The sequence below is a fragment of the Sorangium sp. So ce836 genome (assembly GCF_028553905.1).
In the GTDB taxonomy this organism is placed as follows: Bacteria; Myxococcota_A; Polyangia; order Polyangiales; family Polyangiaceae; genus Sorangium; species Sorangium cellulosum_D.
Window position 1 is genome coordinate 6,532,776 of the sequence record NZ_CP102233.1, and the last position, 16,445, is coordinate 6,549,220.

The following is a 16,445-nucleotide window of genomic DNA, read 5'->3' on the forward strand; positions in this document are numbered from 1 at the left end:
ATGTGCGGTATCGCCGGCCTGATCAACCTACGCTCCGACGCGCCGAACCCCGACCGCGACCTGGCCCTCAGGATGGCGCGGGCGCTCCGCCACCGCGGCCCCGACGGGTTCGGCATCTACCGCGATCGCCACGTCGCGCTGGCCCACGCCCGCCTGTCGATCATCGACCTCGACGGCGGCTGGCAGCCGATGGCCAACGCCGAGGAGACGCTCTGGGTCTGCTTCAACGGCGAGATCTTCAACTACATCGAGCTCCGCGAGGAGCTGACGCAGAAGGGCCACCACTTCCGGACCAAGAGCGACACCGAGGCGCTGATCCACGCCTACGCCGAGTACGGCGAGACCATGGTCGATCGGCTGAACGGCCAGTGGGCGTTCGTCCTCTGGGACGTGAAGCGGAGGCGCGCCTTCTTCTCGCGCGACCGCGTCGGCATCAACCCGCTCTTCTGGACGGTCCACCGCGGCGTCCTCCGTTTCGCCAGCGAGGTGAAGTCGCTCTTCCAGGACCCCACCATCCCCCGCGCGATCTCCCGCGACGGGCTCGACGAGGCCCTGACGTTCTGGGCGCCGGTCGCCCCGCTCACCCCGTACGAGGGCATCCAGCAGATCCCGCCGGGCTCGGTGGCGACGCTCGATCTCGATCGCGACGTGGCGCCGCGCGTCTCGATCCGCTTCCGGCCCGCGTTCCCCGTCGGGCGCGCGCGCGGGTCGGTCGACGACGAGGCGGCGCTCGTCTCGAGCGTGCGCGAGGCGGTCCGCGGCGGCTCGACGATCCGCCTGCGCGCCGACGTCCCCGTCGGCAGCTACCTGAGCGGCGGCCTCGACTCGACGATCGTCGCGGCGCTGATCGCCTCGAACCGGGAGGTGCCGCTGCGCACGTTCTCGGTCGAGTTCGCCGAGCGCGAGTTCGACGAGGCCGAGCACCAGCGCGACGCCGTCGCGCACCTCGGCACGTCCCACGCCTCGATCCAGTGCGGCGACGCCGACATCGCCCGCGTCTTCCCGGACGTCGTCTACCACGCCGAGGCCCCGCTCCTGCGCACCGCCCCGGCGCCGCTGTTCATCCTGGCGCGCCTCGTCCGGCAGAGCGGCTACCGCGTGGTGCTGACCGGCGAAGGCGCCGACGAGTTCTTCGCCGGCTACGACATCTTCCGCGAGGACCGCGTCCGCCGCTTCTGGGCGCGCCACCCGGACAGCAAGCTCCGGCCCCAGCTCCTCCTCCGGCTCTACCCCTACCTGCAGCGGTCGCCGGTCGCGCAGGTCGAGATGGCGAAGGCGTTCTTCGGGCGGAACCTCGCGCAGACGGACGACCCGTTCTATTCCCACCGCCCGCGGTGGGACGCCACGAGCCGCATCAAGCTGATGCTCGACCCCGCGATGCGCGAGGGCGTCGCCCAGACCGCGGCCGCCGATCGCCTGAGGGAACAGCTGCCCGCGGACTTCATGCGCTGGACGCCGCTCGCGCGCGCGCAGTACCTGGAGATCGCCACCCTGCTCTCCGGCTACCTGCTCTCCTCGCAGGGCGAGCGCATGATGATGGCGAACTCGGTCGAGGGTCGCTTCCCGTTCCTCGATCCAAACGTGATGGACGTGGCGGACGCGCTGCCCGACGCGCTCAAGCTCCGCACCCTCGACGAGAAGCACGTGCTCAAGCGCGCGATGGGCGACCTCTTGCCGCCCGGCGTCCTCGCGCGGAAGAAGCAGCCGTACCGCGCGCCGGTGGTGCAGCCGTTCTTCGGGGGCGGGTCGCCGGACTACGTCGAGGCGTGTCTGTCGCCGGACGCCATCAAGGACGCGGGCATCTGGCAGCCGCAGCCGGTCGCGTCGCTCGTCGCGAAGTGCCGCAAGACCGGCGGCAAGTCGATGAGCAACACCGACGACATGGCGTTCTGCGCGATCCTCTCCACGCAGCTCATTGCGCGCGACATCCTCCAGGGCGCGCGGGTCGTCTCGGCCGCCGACGACACGTCGGGCCGGCTGGGCGTCGACGTCGACCGGCTGCGCGACGCCGCGGGCTGATCCCGCGCGCCCGGCGCCCGGGCGAGGCCGCGCCGGGCGCGCCCCTCCTCAGAGGGGCCGCTTGCGCACCCCGCCGGAGCCCTTCTCCTCCACCCAGAACACGAACCCGCCGTGGAGCGCGATCCCGCGCGGGCTGCCGCCCTCGTGCAGCACCTGTTGCCGCCCCGTGCCGTCCTTGCGCTTGCGTAGGACGCGGGGGGTCCCCTGATCGGTCCAGTAGACGAAGCCGTCCTGCTCATCGTCGGCGGCGATGCAGTCGGGGGACGGGTGCGCCACGTCGTCGTCGGCGGGCGTCCAGAGCGCCTCCGGCGCCCCCGAGCGGTCCTTCCGCGCCCGCATCACGGCGGCATCCGCGTCGCCGCCGTCGCCGCTGCGCGGGCTGTTGGTCCAGTAGACGTAGGCGTCGTCGACGGCGATGGCGTACGGGAACGGCTGGTTGTCCGCCAGCTTGTCCGTCTGGCCGGTGCCTCGACGCGTCCGGTTCACCGTGCCGCGCGCGCTCCGATCGACCCAGTACACGAACTCCTCGTCGAGCGCGATGAGGTGCGGGGACGCGCGCTCGTCCTCGTGGAACCGGTCGTCCGGCCAGCCGTCGGGCATCTCGATCTGACCGATGAGGCTCCCCTTCCCGGGCATGCCGATGCCGGCCGAGCGCTGCGCCCAGAACACCTCGCGATCGTCCGCCGCCACGCCGAGGGTCGCGTGGTTCGAGTCGAAGATCTCCGTCGGATCCTCGCTCCCTTCGCGATCCACCCACATGATGTTCTTGGCGTTGAGGTTGGCCCAGAAGACGCCGTACTCGTTGACGGCGATCCCGTACGGCGCGTTCTGTCCATCGGCGAGGAGCGTGACCGGCCCGCCGTTGACCGGGACCTTCTGCACGCTGCCGTTCGCGCTCTCGCCGGCCGTCCAGTAGACCTCGTCCCGGTAGATGAAGAGGAGCTTCCCGTTCGCGCTCTGCGGGGTCGGGTACCCGCGCGCGATCTCCGTGACCCCGCTGCAGCTGCCGTCGCGGCACGTCCCGCCGTTCAGGCACATCGCGCCGCAGGCGCCGCAGTTCAGGGGGTCGGCGTCCACGCTCACCTCGCATTCGCCGTCGCCGTCGCAGTCCGCCATGCCGGCCGCGCACCCGGACGACCCGCCGGAGCCCCCGCCAGACGAGCTCGCGCCGGCCCCCTCGCCCACCGCGAAGTCCCCGAGCAAGCTCGTGCACGCGGGAGCGGTCGCGACGGCAACGCTGAGCATCAAGCCGACCCGGAACGCGTGGCGCATCAGAAACTCCCCTTCGCTCCCGCGGAGCCGAGCCCGATCACGGGCGTGATCGATATCCCGGCGCGCTGCGGCGATCTCGGCGCCGTGAGGAGAAGAAACGTCCCGACGCCGACGCCCGCGGCGCCGATCGCGAAGCCGACCGTCGAGAGGGTGCCCATCGCATGGTAGCTGTCGACGTCGCCCTGGAGCGACCGGTCGCACCGGTCGGCAGGGCAGCGGTCCGAGAGGTCGCGGTGCTTGCCGATCGCGAGCACGCCGCCCACCGCGCCGGCCGCGAGGCCGACGCCGCCGAGCCCCAGCGCGGCGATCCCCAGCACGGTGCGGGCGCTGCCCCCCGAAGCAGCGCCAGGGCCCGCGTCGGGCGCCGGCGCGACCGGCCGGGGCGGCGCGGGCGGGGGCGGCGGCGCGAGCGGCTTGAGCTCGAGCGCGACGGTCTCGCTCGCGCCCTCCGCCAGGGTCACCTTCGCCTCGACCGGCGCGAACCCCGCCGCCTCGGCGCGCACGGTGCGATCGCCGGGATCGACCGGCCGCTTGACCCCGAGCGCGGCGCGCGGCACGGGCTCACCATCGATCGTGACGGCGGCGGTCTCCGGCCCGCGCACCGAGATGAGCACCTGCGGGATCCGGGGCGCGAGCGCGTCGAGCTCGCGCTGGGCCGCCGCGATCGCCTCGAAGAACTGCTCGGGCGATTTCTCCGGCGCCCCCTCGCGGACGATGCGGCTGTACGACTCCTGGGCCGCGATCCACGCGCCCAGTCCCACCTGGGCGCGCGCGACGCCGAGCAGCAGCGTCGGGGCGTGGATGATGGCGTCGGCGCGGCGGAACCGATCGAGCGCGGCGGAGAAGTCCTTCCGGTCGAGGGCCTCCTGGCCCTCCACGGCGAGCGAGCGCGCCGTCGCGCGATCGGCGTCCGAGACCTGCGCCAGCGCGGCGGGCGCGCAGGTCAGCGCGAGCAGCAAGGAAGCGATCCCTAGTCGACGAGCCATACGAGCGAGGTCTGTGCGAGGTGCTGCGGTGAACTTCAGATGCCGAAGTCGGTCGGCTTCGGCTTGCGGCGCGCGCTGCCCGCCGGCGCCGGGGCGCGCGGCCTCGCCGGAGCGGGCTGCGCCGCGGGCGCGCGCGGGCCGCGCGGCGCCGCCCTCGTCGACGCCGGCGGCGCCGGCGCGGCAGAGCCAGCCGCCGAGGCGGGCGGCTCGGGCCCTTTCGCCGGCGCGGCGGCCGACGCCACGGCGTCGGGCCCCGACGGCGCGTCGGACGCCGACGGCGTCGACGACGGCGGGGCCGGCTGCGCGAGCGGCTGGGCCGGGGCGCTGGGGCCCGCGCCGCGCAGGGCGAAGAACCCGACGGCGACGAGCACGACCGCGCAGGCCCCCGAGGCGGCGAGCACCCGCCCGACGATGGGCCGCCGGATCGGGGGAGACACCACCGAGACCAGCGCGCTGGCGGTGTGCGACCGCATCTGGCGGCCCGCCGTCTCCGCCTCCCCCGCCGAGGCCACCGTCATGCCGGCGCTCGACGAGATCCGCTGGGCCTCGGCCTCCGACGACGCGACCAGCGTGGCTGCGTCGCCGAACGACGGCGCGGCGCTGTCGGGCCCCGGGTCGACCAGCGTGGCGCTCTCCTTCGAGCGCGGGGAGAACCCGAGCTCCACCGAGATGCGCTCGCCGGACGGCCGGAAAGGGCCGACGAGGCTCGTCCTCGACTCGAAGCTATCGCTCGCGACGTCGAGGGCGACCGCGAGCGCGTCGCAGAACTCCTTCGCGCTCTGGAAGCGGGCCTCGGGCTCGCGCGACGCGGCGCGGGCCCACCAGGCGTCGAAGCCGGGCGGCACCGGGGCGAGCTGCGACGGCACGGGCAGCGGCTTCACCATGATCTTGAGGAGCAGATCGCCGAACGCCTCGCTGTTGAACGGGAGCTTGCCGGTCAGGCACTCGAACACGACGACGGCGAGCGACCAGAGGTCCGAGCGGTGATCGATGCTCTTGGTCCCCTGCGCCTGCTCCGGGCTCATGTACGCGGGGGTCCCGAGCAGCGAGCCGGTCTTCGTCGTGGAGGTGACCCGGGGCGTGCTGTCCTTCGCGATGCCGAAGTCGAGCACCTTGGCGATCTCGCGGTCGTCGTCCCGGACGAGGAAGATGTTGGCCGGCTTGAGATCGCGGTGGACCAGGCCGGCCGCGTGCGCCCGGGTGAGCGCGCGCGCCACCTGCGCCGTGATCGCCATCGTGTCGTACGGGTCGAGCCGCCCCACCCGCTGGATGCGGGCGTCGAGGTCCTCGCCCTCGAGGTACTCCATCGCGATGTACGGCGCCCCTTGCCACACACCGTGGTCCAGGATCTGCACCACGTGGGGGCTCCGGATCTGCGCTGCGACCTTCGCCTCCCGCTCGAAGCGGAGCCGCACCTCCTTCGAGACCCCCTGCGCGTGCATGAACTTGATCGCGCACGGGATGTCGAGGCCGATGTGCTGAGCGAGCCACACCGAGCCCATCCCGCCTTGCCTGAGCGGACGCACCAGGCGAAAGCGATCGGCAACGGTGTTCCCCGCGGCGGGTGTCACGGAGCCTCCCAGACCTTCTCGGATATCACAAATGGCCGTCCAGGGTCACGTTTGCGCCGTGAAAAACCGCATCTGGACGACGTCGCCGCGGGCGAGGCTTGTGCCGCGCGTCACGAAGCGCGCTGTCATAGCGCGCGCTTAACGCGAGCCTAGCGCGAGCCCGAGCTCGCCGCGGGCTCCTGCGGAGGCCGCCGCGCGCCGGACCGGGCCGGCGGCGCGCTGCCCCCGCCCGCGGCGTCGAGCGGCGTGCCCGTCGTCTGCGCGAGCTGTCGGCCCCGCGGATCGTCCGGGAACGCGTCGATGAACTTGCGCACGTGGTGGCGCGACTCCTCGAGGATGCCCGCGCGGAACGTCAGGAGCGCGAGGTTGTAGCGCGCGTCGGCGTTCCTCGGATCGGCCTTCAGGGCGGCGAGGTAGCCCTGGCGCGCGCCGTTGTAGTCGCCGCGCTTGTCGGCGACGAGCGCGAGGTTGTAGAGCGCCTCGGCGTCCGAGGGATCCTGCTCGGCGAGCGGCGCGAGGCGCGCCCTGGCTCCGTCGAGATCCCCGGCGAGGATCGCGAGCGCGCCCGCGAGCAGCTGCGCCTTCCGGCCGGCGCCGGCCTCGATCGCGCGCTCCACCTCGGCCCTGGCCTCCGAGAGGCGCCCCTCGCGCTGGAGCGCGAGGGCGAGCGCGTAGCGGAGCCGCGACGGATCGCCGCCGTCCTCCAGCGCGGCCTGCGCCTCGGCGCGCGCGCGCTCGGGGCGGCCGGCGACGGCGAGCGCCTCGGCCAGGACGGCGCGCGCGCTCTTCTGCTCCGGGCATCGCTCGCGCGCCGCCTCGGCGTCGCGGAGCGCGGCGACGGCGTTCCTGGAATGCAGCCTCGCCTCGGCGCGGAGCGAGAGGCAGGCGCACGTGGCCGGCGCCGCGGGCGCGGCCGCGGCGGGGTGCATCTTCAGGCAGCGCGCCGCGACCGCGTCGAGCTCGTCGAGCTTGCGCCGCTCGAGGAGCGGCCTCGCGAGCTCGTCGACCGCGCGCAGGTGCGCGCCGTCGCGGCGCAGCGCCGCCCACCACATCCGCTCGCGCGACCCGAGCAGGGGCGCCGCGCCGACCAGCTGGACGGCGCCGAGGCCGATCACGACGATGGCGGCGCCCATCCGCCGGTGCTTGAAGGCCGAGCCGAGCCACTGCTCCGCCGCGGCCGCGGCGAGCGTCGCGAGCGCCACCCACAGCGGCACGGCAACGAGCACGGCGCCCTGCGCGAGCGGCGCGCGAGGCCCGCGGTAATAGAGCGGGGCCGCGAGCGCCGCCGCGATCGCGAGCCAGAGGAGCGCCGCGCCGTTCCTGGCGAGCCGCGTGTCCAGCCGCGCGGCGAACCACGCCGACAGGCCGAGCGCCGCCGCGAGCGCGGCCGCCGAGAGCGCGCCGGAGAGCGCGAGCGCGGACGGCGGCAGCGGCTCGGGCGAGAGCCACGTGGGCGCGATCGCGAGGACCGCGAGGTGCAGCGCGCGGCTCAGGTGCAGGGCGAGCTCGGCGAGCCAGGGCACGGCGTGACCTTAGCCCAGGGCCCCCCGCGGACCAAACGGCGCCCGCGCGGCGCGGCGGCCAGCGCTCCGCGGAGGCGGCGCGCTCACGGCAGGATCATCTCGATCTCGACGGCGACGCGCGTCCCGGGCGGCGGCACGCCGATCCCGAGCGGGATCATCCGGAGGCACTGCGCGGCGTCGGGGCGCTCCATCCCTCGCACCTCGCTGATGCCGCGGGCGATCTCCCTCCCGGACTCGTCGAAGGTCATGTTGAAGAGGTACTTGGCGCGCGGCGGCGCTGGGTTCTTCCTGACCGAGGGCTCCCAGCACTGCTTCACGAAGAGCGCCCGCCGCGCTTCGAGCGCCTTCACGGCGTCCGCCTCGACGCGCTCGTAGAGCTCGCGCGGCCGCGCCGGCGGGGCCGCGGCCGGCGCCGGGTGAGGTTGCGACGGAGGCTGCGCGTCCGCCGGCGCCGGCGGCGCCTTCACGGAGGCGGCCGCGGCCTCCGCGCCCGCGGGCGGCGGCCCGGAGGAGGGCGCCGGGCGCTGGAGCCCCAGGTAGAGACCCGTCGCGATGACGAGGCTGCCGACCAGGATCGCGGCGGGGGTCAACAGCTCCTTCTGCATGGTGGAGATCGCCGTCCAGGCGCCGCGCGCGCCGCGCAGCGCGGAGCTGGCCGCCCCGCCCGACCTTACTCCATGGCGACGACGGCGGAGGTGTAGGAATAGTCGTTGTTGGTCCAGAACGGGCTCTCGGAGCTCCCGCAGAGGCCCACGTTGTACTGGCCGGGCGGCAGCGAGAGCACCGCGCTCAGCCCCATGCTGACGCTCGTGTTCGCCGGGACCCGGAGCGCGTACACGCCGGTCCCGGTCGGATGGATGTCGCCGACCGGCTCGATCGGCTGGGAGCAGATCCAGAGAAAGAGCCGGTCCGCAGGGGACGCCGCGGCGCCGAGCGCCTTGTTGGACACGACGAAGACGCGCTGCCCCGGGCCGGTCACGCTCACGGTGGCAGGCGCAGCGAGGAACTGCAGCGTGGCCCGCGGGTCGGCGCCCATGCCGGAAACGGAGGTGCTCGAGACCACGCCAGCGGGCCCCGGCGGCCCTGCCGGCCCTGGTATACCCGGCGGCCCCGGCTCGCCCGGCTCCCCCGGCGGCCCCGGCTCGCCCGGCCCGCCCGGCGGCCCCGGCTCGCCCGGCCCGCCCGGCGGCCCCGCGGGCCCGCTCGGACCGGCAGGGCCGGGCGGGCCCTGCAGGCCGACCGGGGCGCCGACCCACGTGCCGCCGCTGTCGATGACGAGGCGGCCGCCGACGGAGATGGAGCTCGGCGTGATGTCGCCGGCGACGTTGCTGGCCAGGAGCGCGTACGGGACGCTCGCGATCCTGGCGCGCGGGATCATCTCGGGATCCTCCCCCACCCGGATCCCGAGGTAGCGCGCCGCGCCCTCGAACACCGGCTTGCCCACGGGCGTGAGCTCGCCGAGGTCGACCGAGAAGTACCCGTGGTCGAACGTGACGGTGTGGACCTCGCTCCAGATGGGCACGGCGGCGTCGAGCGCGTCGTAGAACGCGAACACCACCTCGAGCGTGTCGTCGATGGGCCGTCCTGCCGCGTCGAACAGGCGCCCCTGATGGGTCATCGTGATCGGGACCGCCGCGGCGGCGGGCCCGGAGAGCGCGGTCGCCGCCGCGAGGATCAGCGCGTTGATCGTTCGTGCCTTCATCGCGAGCTCCCGTCGTTCGCCCTCGCGAGCCGGCGCCAGGGAGCGCCGGGGCGCACGTCGCACGTCGCGCGGAACGAGCGCGGCCTGGGGGGCCGGAAATCCTCCGGCGCAGCGAGCTCTGCCCTGTCTCGCGAAGGAGCAGCGCCTTCGATGCCGGAGGTCGCCGGCCGGTCGCGCTCGCGTGCGTTCCGCCTTCGCCCGGGCCGAGCGTCCGCGACGGGCGCGCGCCCGGCGCGCGGGGGTGCGCCTCGAGCGGGCGCACCCCGATCCGATGCGCGGGCGGTCCCGCCGGAGATCGCCGGCGCCCCGCTACTCCAGGTCGAACGGCTCGACCTTCGCCTCGGCCAGCCTCGGGACGGCCGCGGCGATCGCCTCGCCGATCTCCCCGTGGGTCCCGACGACGCCGATCACGAGATCGTCCTCGGAGATCCGGCGCCGCACGGCGGCGTTCGCGTCCTCGAGGGTGACCTCCTCGACCCGCTTCAAGTAGGTCTCGTGGTACCCCTCGGGCAGGTCGTACAGGATCTCCTCGAGCTTCTGGTGCACGCGCTTCCTCGCGGTGTCGATCTCGAACGCGTGGGAGCGGACGAGGTAGCGCTTCACGAACGTGAGCTCGTCCTCGGTGATCCCGTCGCGCCGGAGCGCCTCGAGCAGGCCGAGCTCCAGGGAGAGGCACGCGGCCGCGTCCTGCGCCGCGGGCGCGGTCCACATGGTGAAGGCGTCGCGGTGCCGGTCGAAGCCCGCCCGCGACGAGGCCCCGTAGGACCAGCCGCGCTTCGCCCGCACCTCCTGCATCAGCCGCGACGAGAAGGTGCCCCCGAAGGCGGTGTTCGCGACCAGGAGCGCCATGTGATCCGGGTCGTGCGCGTCGGTGCCGAGCCCGCCGATGACCATCTGCGTCTGCGTCCGCTCGGGTTTGTCGACGAACACGAGGCACCGCCCCGGCCTGGCCGGGGGGTCCGCCACCGGGTCGGGGATCGCCTCGCCCTCGGGCAGGCCGGACAGGAGGCGCTCGGCGACCCGGTGCGCCTCGCCGGGCTCGATGTCGCCCGAGATGGCCACGAGCGCGTTGCGCCGCGTGTAGTGCCGCGCGTAGAAGGCCGCGACGTCGTCGCGCGTGATCTCCCGCAGCGTCGGGATGGTGCCCGCGATGCGCCGGCCGTAGGGGTGCCCCGCGAACAGGGTCCGCCGGAAGGCGCGGCTGCAGAGCGCGCGATCGCTGTCGCGCGCCTCGATGAGCTCGGCCTCGGCCTCGCGCAGGAGCCGCGCGAGCTCGGGCGGCGAGAACGTCGGGCGCGCGAGGAGCGTGGCCCCGAGCTCGATGAACTTGTCGAGCGAGCGCTTGATCACCTCGAAGTGCACCGTCGTCGCGCTCGTCGCCACGTCCGCGCCGAACTCCCCGCCGAGCGCGTCGATCGTCTCCTCGATCTCGTTCGCGCTGTAGCCCTCCGCCCCGCGGCGGAGCATGCGCGCCGTGATCCGGGCGAGCCCCTCGCGCCCAACCGGATCGTGCGCCGAGCCGGAGCGGAACGCGACCACGATGCTGACGATGGGGAGCGCGTGGCTCGTCTCCACGAGCACCGCGCCGTCGCGCGGCGCGACGCGCGCGCCCGGCGCTCCCCTGCCCTGCCCCTCGGCGCCCCACGCGACGGCGCCCTTCACGCTCTGGGTCACGATGCCTCCTCGCTCTCCGCGTCCTCGTCGCCCTCGTCGCCCTCGTCGCCCGATCCGTCCGGGATCACGTGGATCACGGTCCGCGCCGAGGTCACGAGGTAGCGCCGCGCCACGCGCAGGAGATCCCCCACGGTCGCCCGCCGGTAGGCCGCGAGCCGCTCGAACAGGGCCGCGGGATCACCGAGCACCGTCTCGTAGAAGCCGATCTGCTCGGCCTTGCCGGCGACGGTCTCGAGCCCCTGCAGGACCGACAGCTCGATGCGCGCCTTCGCCCGGTCGAGCTCCGCCTCGGCGACCGGGGTGCGGCGCGCCTCCTCGAGGATCGGGTCGAGGGCCGCGAGCAGCTCGTCGCCGGTGTGGGCGCCGCGGGCCGAGAGGTAGATGTCGTACAGCGCGGGGTCGCGGAACGAGCCGACCCAGCCGCGGATCTCGCTCGCGATCTCCTGCTCCTGCACGAGCGCGCGGTGCACGCGCGACGACCGCCCGGCGAAGAGGATCTCGTTCAGCAGCACGAGGGGCGCGTGGTCGAAATCGCCGAGCGCCGGCGAGCGGTAGCCGATCGCGACCTTGTGTGTCGCGGTCGGCTTCGCCACCTCGGCGCGGCGCTCGGCGACCTGCGGCGGCTCGGGGCACACGTCCTCCACCGGGAGCTTCGAGGGCTCCTGCGCGCCGTAGTGGTCCTGCACCGCCCTGAGCGCCCGATCGAGCGCCACGTCGCCCACGATGACCAGCGCCGCGTTGTTGGGGGCGTAGTACGTCCGGTAGAACTCGACGCAGTCGTCGGTCGTGAAGCCCTTGATGTCCTCCATCCAGCCGATGGTGGGCCACCCGTAGGCGTGCTTGGTGAACGCCTCCTTGTAGAGCAGCTCGCTCACCGCGCCGTCGACGTCGTCGTCGACCCGCTGCCGCCGCTCGTTGGCGACGACCTCCTTCTCGCTCGACACTTGGGGGTCGCGGAGGACGAGCCGCGCCATGCGCTCCGCCTCGAGGCGGAGGGTGAGCTCGAGCGCGTCCTTCGGCAGGTTCGTGTGGTAGTAGGTCCAGTCGAGGAACGTCGCCGCGTTCGTCTCGGCGCCGGCCTCCTCGAGCATCCGGTCGAACGCGCCGTGGGCGACGCTCTCCGTCTCGCCGAACATGAGGTGCTCGAACAGGTGGGCGATGCCGGTCTTGCCCACGCGCTCGTGGCGCGAGCCGACGCCGAACCAGGTCTGCAGGCAGACCACGGGCGCCGAGGCGTCGACGAGCACGAGCACCTTGAGCCCGTTGCCGAGGAAGAAGCGCTCGACGCGCATGGCGGGGCCGAAGGCGATGGTGGCGTCGTGGCGCAGCCGGGCGAGCGGCGGCCGGTTCTGGTTCAGCTCGGCGAGCATCTCGGCGAGCGGATCCGGTCGAGGGAGCGCGTTGGCGCCGGGGACCGAGTAGGCAAGCGTCTCCTGCATGGCAGACGCAGCCCATACCACGCTCAGCGCCGCGGCGCTGCGTGGCACAGGACGTCGTCCGGATCCCGCGTCGACTGGTGGCACTCCCACAGCGAATCGTGGCAGGAGACGACCAGGATCCCCGCGTCGTACGCCGCCTGGAGAGACGAGCCTGCCCGCTGCGCGAGCAGGTTCGACGGGGTGCGCTCGGTGCACCCCTTGCCCATGTCGACCTCGATCTTCCGGTTCCCCTTGGTCGCCTTCACCGGATCGGGCGGCGTCTTGCCCTTGTCCGCGGTGCGCGCCGCGGCGGCGAGCTTCGGCAGGATGCCCTCGAGGTAGGCCTTGTCCACGAGCGGATCGGTCGGCTGCGGCGACACCATGGCGAGCGTGTACTGGATCGCCATCATCTGCTGCTCGGCCGGCGCGCTCGGCTGGATCGGTCCGCTCGATCCGATCGGGACCGGCCGCGGCGGCATCTCCCGCTTCGCGGCCTGCGCCGTCGCGGGGGCCGGCGCGGCGCTCGGCGCCGGCGCGGCGCTCGCCGCGGCCTCCGGCGCGGGAGCAGCGGGGGCGGAGGCGGACGCCCCCGGCGCCGGGGCGCGCGGCTCGTCGCACGCGAGGACGGCGAGGCCGAGGGCGAGGGCGAAGGCGGGGGGCGCCGCGCGGCGAGCGCGCGGGCGGGCGGGGGCGGGCTGCATGGGCGGCTTATACGGGCGGGGGCCGCGCGCCGCCACGCCCGCGTGCCGCGCCGGCGCGGCACGTGGGCGGAGCGGCGCCCCGCGCCTCAGTCGATCTTCAGGATGGCGAGGAACGCCTCCTGCGGGATCTCGACGCTCCCGACCATCTTCATCCGCTTCTTGCCCTCTTTCTGCTTCTCGAGGAGCTTGCGCTTGCGGCTGATGTCGCCGCCGTAGCACTTGGCGGTCACGTCCTTGCGCATCGCCTTCACGGTCGTCCGCGCGATGACCTTCGTCCCGATCGCCGCCTGGATGGCGACCTCGTACTGCTGGCGCGGCACGATGTCCTTGAGCTTCACGGCGAGGTCCCGGCCGCGGGCGTAGGCCTTTTCCCGGTGCACGATGACGCTGAGGGCGTCGAGCGGGTCGCCGTTCACCAGCATGTCCAGCTTGATGAGGTCGTCGGCGCGGTACCCGACGAGCTCGTAGTCCATCGACGCGTAGCCGCGCGACACGCTCTTCAGCTTGTCGTGGAAGTCGAAGAGCACCTCGCTGAGGGGCATGTCGTACGTGATGATCACGCGGTCGGACGAGGCGTACTGGATCGACTTCTGCTCCCCGCGCCGCTCCTGGCACAGGGCGAGGACCGCGCCGACGTACGCCGACGGCACGTGGACGGTCATCCGGAAGATCGGCTCCTCGATGCGATCGATGAGGTTCGGCGGCGGGAGCTTCGCCGGGTTCTCGATCGACTTCATCGAGCCGTCGGTCAGGAAGCAGTGGTAGACGACGCTCGGCGCGGTCGTGATGAGGTCGAGGTTGTACTCGCGCTCGAGCCGCTCCTGGATGATCTCCATGTGGAGCAGGCCGAGGAAGCCGCACCGGAAGCCGAACCCGAGCGCCTCGGACGTGTCGGGCTCGAAGACGAACGCCGCGTCGTTCATGTGGAGCTTCGACAGGGCGTCGCGGAGGTCCTCGTACTGGGCCGAGTCGGTCGGGAAGATCCCGGCGAAGACCATCGGCTTGACCTCCTTGAAGCCGGGCAGCGGCGTCGTCGCGGGGTGGACGGCGTCGGTCACCGTGTCGCCGATCTTCGTGTCGACCACGCTCTTGATGTTGCCGACGAGGAAGCCGACCTCCCCGGGCCCGAGCTCGGTGATGGCGGTCGCGTGGGGCGTGAACACGCCCATCTCGGTGACCTCGTAGTCGCGGCCGGTCGCCATGAAGCGGACCTTCTGCCCCTTGCGGAGGACGCCGTCGACGACGCGCACCATGACCACCGCGCCGCGGTAGCTGTCGTACCAGCTGTCGAAGATGAGGGCGCGGGGCGCCGCGCTAAGATCGCCCTTGGGCGCGGGGACGCGCGCGACGACGGCCTCGAGGATCTCCGAGATGCCGATCCCCGTCTTGGCGCTGGCGGGGATGGCGCCGGAGCAGTCGAGGCCGATCACGTCCTCGATCTCGCGGGTCGTCCGCTCGGTGTCGGCGGACGGGAGGTCGATCTTGTTGAGGACCGGGATGATCGAGAGGTTGTTGTCGAGCGCGAGGAAGACGTTCGCGAGGGTCTGCGCCTCGACGCCCTGGCTGGCGTCGACGACGAGCAGCGCGCCCTCGCACGCCTGGAGGCTACGCGAGACCTCGTAGTTGAAGTCGACGTGCCCGGGCGTATCGATGAGGTGGAGCCGGTAGGTCTGCCCGTCCTTCGCGGTGTAGTCGAGCCGAACGGTCTGGGCCTTGATCGTGATGCCCCGCTCGCGCTCGAGTTCCATCTTGTCGAGGAACTGCTCCTTCTGCTCGCGGGCGGTGAGCGCCCCGGTCGCGTCGAGGATGCGGTCGGCGAGCGTGGACTTGCCGTGGTCGATGTGGGCGATGATGGAGAAGTTGCGGATGAGCTTGGCGTCAACGGGCATGGCGAGCTTCAGGGCGCGGCGACCTGACCAGCGTTAGCGGCCGCGGCGCGCGGCCTCGACCGGGATGCGGAGGAGCGGACCCGAGGTCCGTGCGCCTCCGAGAAACGAACCGCAGCACGTCGCGCTGCGAGCGCCGAGGGAAATGGTGGACCACGGCGCGCCTGCTCCTAGCGCGACCCGCGCCGCGAAGCTATCCGCCCGGACGGCACGCTGCGTCCGGGCGCACGCCCTGCCCGGCCGCCTCCGGCCCCTTCCGAGGCCGGCGAGGCAGGCTTGCGAGGCCGAGGAGGCAGGCTTCCGGGCCGGGAGGGCGCGCCAGCCCCCGGTCCGGGTCATTTCTTGGGGATCGGCGGCGGGGGGACCGGCGTGCTCTCCAGGGACATCTGCCCTGGCAGCACGTGCTCGTAGTGCTTGAGGACCATGTCGATCCCTTCGCGGATGTAGACGGCGATCGGGACCTTGGTGCGTTCGTGCAGGATCTTCAGCCGCTCGGCCTGCTCGGGCGTGATGTAGATGGTCGTCGAGACTTTCTTCCGCGACATGTCACGCCCGGGAGGGTAAACCCGCCAGTCTCGATGGGTACGACTGACAAGACGTTACCCTAGATGCCGGTACGTATGATGTCAATCGGAATGGCGCTGGCGCTCGGCGAGGGCCCGGGATCGCGCGCGCTGGCCGGCGGGTCGCCTCCTGTGGGCTTCTTGATGTGCGCACGGACGGCGGTCTAGACTGCCGCCGAAGCTGGTCCGCGTCGGGACGGCTCGCCCGGCGCGTCGAGCTTTGTCCCGAAGGTCCCGGGCCCGCCGGAGGAATCTCTCGATGACGCGATTCCCGCTCACCTGGCCGTCGTCCAGGTGCTTGCTCGTGGCCCTGATGACCGCTGCCGTCGCCTCCTGCGCGTCCTCGACGCCGGAGCCAAAGAGCGCGAAGAGCGCGAACGGCGAGCGGGACACGGCGATCGTCCACGAGCCCTGCGAGAAGGACTCCGCCGCTGCGCAGAAGGTCGATGTGAACGGCGACGGGACGCCCGACATCATCCACGTGAGCAAGGACGGCCGGGAGGTCTGCCGGGTCGTCGACCTGAACCTGGACGGCGCGATCGACGCCTTCATCTACTACGACGGTCAGGGGCTCGAGCGCCGGCGCGAATCGGACTTCGACCGCGACGGGCGCGCCGACGAGATCGCGCACTACGAGCGCGGCGCCGTGGTGCTGAAGGAGCGCGAGACAAACTTCGACGACAAGCTCGACACCTGGGACTACTACGAGGGGCCGCGCCTCGTGCGCCGCGAGCGCGACTCCGATGGCGATGGAATCATCGACCAGTGGTGGCAGTTCAACAACCCGAACGACGCGAAGTGCGCGGTCGTGGCGAGCGATCAGAACGCCGACGGCAAGCCCGATCCCAACAGCGTGGTGGACCTCTGCGCCGAGTCGTACGGCGCGCCGAAGGCGGCCGCGCCTCCGCCGAGCAGCGCGGCGCCCCTCGCGGGCGACGCGGGCGCCGCGCCGGGGCAGCCGGGGGCGGCCGGTGCGCCGGCGGGCGCGGCGGCCCCGGCCGGCGCGGCCCCGGCGGCGAGCGCTCCGGGCGCAGCGGGCGCGGCCCCGGCGGCTGGCGCCGCGCCCGCGGGCTCCGCGCCTCCTCCTGCCAACGCAGCGAGCCAGCCGGCCGACAAGAAGGGACCGTGAC

Annotated in this window: 13 protein-coding genes; 2 read left to right on the forward strand and 11 right to left on the reverse strand. The window is 73.3% G+C overall.

The genetic code is table 11. The features are described from left to right. A complete protein-coding gene (gene asnB, locus NQZ70_RS23725) occupies positions 1-2,019 on the forward strand; it encodes an asparagine synthase (glutamine-hydrolyzing) (RefSeq protein ID WP_129576231.1) in 2,019 nt (672 codons plus the stop codon). 48 nt (positions 2,020-2,067) lie between these two features. On the opposite strand, the gene NQZ70_RS23730 is transcribed toward asnB, so the two are convergent. The 11 genes from NQZ70_RS23730 to NQZ70_RS23780 all read right to left on the reverse strand — a co-directional run bounded on the left by NQZ70_RS23730 (position 2,068) and on the right by NQZ70_RS23780 (position 15,297). Beyond that, a complete protein-coding gene (locus NQZ70_RS23730; RefSeq protein WP_129576232.1) occupies positions 2,068-3,291 on the reverse strand; it encodes a lipoprotein receptor in 1,224 nt (407 codons plus the stop codon). Beyond that, complete coding sequence (locus NQZ70_RS23735) at positions 3,291-4,250, reverse strand: PEGA domain-containing protein (protein ID WP_129576233.1); 960 nt, start codon at positions 4,248-4,250, stop codon at positions 3,291-3,293. Before NQZ70_RS23735 ends, NQZ70_RS23730 begins: the two co-directional genes overlap by 1 nt. Before the next feature lie 62 nt (positions 4,251-4,312). Next, positions 4,313-5,848 carry a serine/threonine-protein kinase gene (locus NQZ70_RS23740; protein WP_129576234.1) on the reverse strand — a complete coding sequence of 512 codons (1,536 nt, stop codon included), beginning with the start codon at positions 5,846-5,848 and terminating at the stop codon, positions 4,313-4,315. 149 nt (positions 5,849-5,997) lie between these two features. Further along, on the reverse strand, positions 5,998-7,371 hold the full coding sequence (locus tag NQZ70_RS23745) for a tetratricopeptide repeat protein (RefSeq protein ID WP_129576235.1): 1,374 nt from the start codon (positions 7,369-7,371) through the stop codon (positions 5,998-6,000). 83 nt (positions 7,372-7,454) lie between these two features. Beyond that, positions 7,455-7,976, reverse strand: a complete 522-nt coding sequence (locus NQZ70_RS23750) for a hypothetical protein (protein ID WP_129576236.1) — start codon at positions 7,974-7,976, stop codon at positions 7,455-7,457. Between the two features lie 65 nt (positions 7,977-8,041). Next, positions 8,042-9,073, reverse strand: a complete 1,032-nt coding sequence (locus NQZ70_RS23755) for a collagen-like protein (protein ID WP_207217931.1) — start codon at positions 9,071-9,073, stop codon at positions 8,042-8,044. Positions 9,074-9,382: 309 nt separating this feature from the next. After that, on the reverse strand, positions 9,383-10,747 hold the full coding sequence (locus NQZ70_RS23760) for a pitrilysin family protein (protein ID WP_129576238.1): 1,365 nt from the start codon (positions 10,745-10,747) through the stop codon (positions 9,383-9,385). Continuing rightward, the gene (locus tag NQZ70_RS23765; RefSeq protein ID WP_129576239.1) at positions 10,744-12,186 is read right to left on the reverse strand and encodes a pitrilysin family protein; all 1,443 of its coding nucleotides are present in this window, start codon (positions 12,184-12,186) and stop codon (positions 10,744-10,746) included. The genes NQZ70_RS23760 and NQZ70_RS23765 overlap by 4 nt, the downstream gene beginning before the upstream one ends. A 23-nt stretch (positions 12,187-12,209) precedes the next feature. After that, positions 12,210-12,866, reverse strand: a complete 657-nt coding sequence (locus NQZ70_RS23770) for a hypothetical protein (protein ID WP_165374122.1) — start codon at positions 12,864-12,866, stop codon at positions 12,210-12,212. An 86-nt stretch (positions 12,867-12,952) separates the two neighbouring features. Further along, positions 12,953-14,755 (reverse strand): translation elongation factor 4, encoded by a 1,803-nt coding sequence (gene lepA / locus NQZ70_RS23775; RefSeq protein ID WP_129576241.1) that lies wholly within the window; start codon positions 14,753-14,755, stop codon positions 12,953-12,955. A gap of 332 nt (positions 14,756-15,087) precedes the next feature. Beyond that, the gene (locus tag NQZ70_RS23780; RefSeq protein WP_020736532.1) at positions 15,088-15,297 is read right to left on the reverse strand and encodes a ribbon-helix-helix domain-containing protein; all 210 of its coding nucleotides are present in this window, start codon (positions 15,295-15,297) and stop codon (positions 15,088-15,090) included. A 277-nt stretch (positions 15,298-15,574) separates the two neighbouring features. Between NQZ70_RS23780 and NQZ70_RS23785 the strand changes: the two genes are divergently transcribed. Beyond that, positions 15,575-16,444: a hypothetical protein gene (locus NQZ70_RS23785; RefSeq protein ID WP_129576242.1), complete on the forward strand. Its 870-nt coding sequence runs from the start codon at positions 15,575-15,577 to the stop codon at positions 16,442-16,444. Position 16,445: the final 1 nt, after the last annotated feature.